This window comes from Aphanothece microscopica RSMan92, assembly GCF_046613545.2.
In the GTDB taxonomy this organism is placed as follows: domain Bacteria; phylum Cyanobacteriota; class Cyanobacteriia; order PCC-6307; family Cyanobiaceae; genus NIES-981.
Genome location: NZ_JBKKKY020000150.1, coordinates 1 through 1870, shown reverse-complemented (window position 1 = coordinate 1870; position 1870 = coordinate 1). Strand labels below are relative to the sequence as shown.

The following is a 1870-nucleotide window of genomic DNA, read 5'->3' as shown; positions in this document are numbered from 1 at the left end:
GCGTTCAATCAGGACCGACAGTTCCCGGGCCACGCGACGGCCCGAGATAGAGGTGTCCGGGATTGCTGCCAGACATTCGCGCGTGACGTCATCGACCACGTTCAACACCCGACCGGCGGGCGGCGCGCCACCAGTCCATAGGGCACGACATCGGAACCAGGAAAAGGCTTCACGTTCGTCGCAGGCGTATCCAGTGATCTTTCGATGCGATTGCCCTTGGCCCTGCGGCAAAAGGAAGTTGATCGGGATCAAGGCAAGGCCCGGTCCCGCATGTTAACATTTCATCATGAAGATGGATTCCTCCCCGATCCGCGAGGCAACTCTGCCGACGCACACGGTCGACACCTTCCGGTTGCCGGGGGATCGGTCTCGCGAGATCCGCGAGTACATCGTCGATGGAACCTTCCGGCTTGAGGACCCGCCCTCGGGGGGCTCCAGTCACAAGGTCAGGACACAGGTCTGGTTCCTCGAAGATCTTCTCGTTGCGTCATCCGTGGCCGAGAAGAGTGGGCTCTACCGGCCACGGGAACTGATCGAGCGGAACCCCACGTCGGTGGTGAAGATCCGGATGTACAGGTCCGGGCGCAGCCTGCTTGTCGACGGCGACCATCAACAGGTTATCGGGACGGACGCCATCCACTTCATCGATCATGACCGTCCGCTCCGCCAAATCTCCACCGACCACGACCAGATGACCCTTGCCGTGCCCTACAGCGCCATCGGCTACGATCCCTCGCGGCACCCGACCTGTGTCAGCTTCGCTCTGAATACGGCGCAGGGCCGCCTGCTGCAGGCCGGACTCGAATCCGTGTTCGATGAGATTGGGGCCCTGTCGCCCTCGCAGGCACCCGCCCTTGCCAAGGCGATCAGCGGCCTTCTCCGTGGTGTTCTGCAAGGCTGCACCGACAGCATCGAGGACGAGAACATCCAGCAGGCGCGGATATTCGCCTTGAAGCGAATCATTGACCAGAACCTGGGAGACCCGGACCTCGGTATCGGGACGCTCCAGAAGGATTTCGGTGCGTCACGGGCAACGATCTATCGCGACTTCGCCGAGGATGGCGGACTTCAGCACTACATCCACATGCGGCGCCTCCAGCGCGCCTTCCTGCTCCTGTCCGAGGCGCCTAAAGGCCGTGGTGCCGTCCAAGATGTGGCAACCCGCTGCGGCTTTCTCTCCCTTCCGCACTTCAGCCGCAGCTTCCGCGCGCGGTTCGGCGTTGCACCGAGCGACGCCATAGGGCGTTGGAGGCAGATAATTGAGGCGCGGCGCGATGAAGGCCATGCGCGCTCCGGTGATCCGGCGGTATTGCCGGAGTTGCAAGCGATCAGGTGGTCATACGACCGCTTCAAGTGAGCCCGAAAGCGCCGCGCAACAGGCGTGGCGAGACTCCAGGACAACGAGCATCGCGACTTGCGTGCAGCGGCACGAGTCTGGTGACGCCGTAAGTTGCATGGCCTGCCAATGGAGCAGGTGCGCGTGAACAGTCCATGGCCTCTTGCCCGTCACCAAGATACCTCACCGGATGCTCTGGGACCCAACGCCGGGCCAAGAGGCCGAGACACGCATCGCCGCCCGAATGAACGACTACTGGTTCCTCGAGGCCTTTCTGGCGTTCCCGGACAAATTGGCAGGTCACACGTGGGCACTGATCCGGGCATTCAGCTGCGCGGGGCAGCGCGAAAGTGGGTAAAAGCTGTACTGACCGTGCGTCAGGTAGAGCGGTGCAAGTTCTCGCGATGCACATCAATTGCACATGCAAACATCTAAGCCATTGCTTTTGTTTTATCTACAGCATCCTCAGGGGTGAATGCGCCGCAGGCGCAGAGGGGGGCGAGCCCCCCCTTGCCCGCTCAGGCCGGATCGCGC

General features: G+C 62.4%; 1 protein-coding gene and 1 pseudogene. One reads left to right on the top strand and one right to left on the bottom strand.

From position 1 onward, the window contains the following. Positions 1 to 252: pseudogene (locus tag ACLD7X_RS16510) on the bottom strand (hypothetical protein); the annotation flags it as partial. Between the two features lie 34 nt (positions 253 to 286). On the opposite strand from ACLD7X_RS16510, the gene ACLD7X_RS16505 reads away from it, so the two are divergent. Then, positions 287 to 1357 (top strand): helix-turn-helix domain-containing protein, encoded by a 1071-nt coding sequence (locus tag ACLD7X_RS16505; protein ID WP_411424776.1) that lies wholly within the window; start codon positions 287 to 289, stop codon positions 1355 to 1357. Positions 1358 to 1870 lie beyond the last annotated feature (513 nt).

Coding starts and splice junctions, on each gene's coding strand:
- ACLD7X_RS16505 (WP_411424776.1), top strand. CDS start 287: ATGAAGATGGATTCCTCCCCGATCCGCGAGGCAACTCTGCCGACGCAC.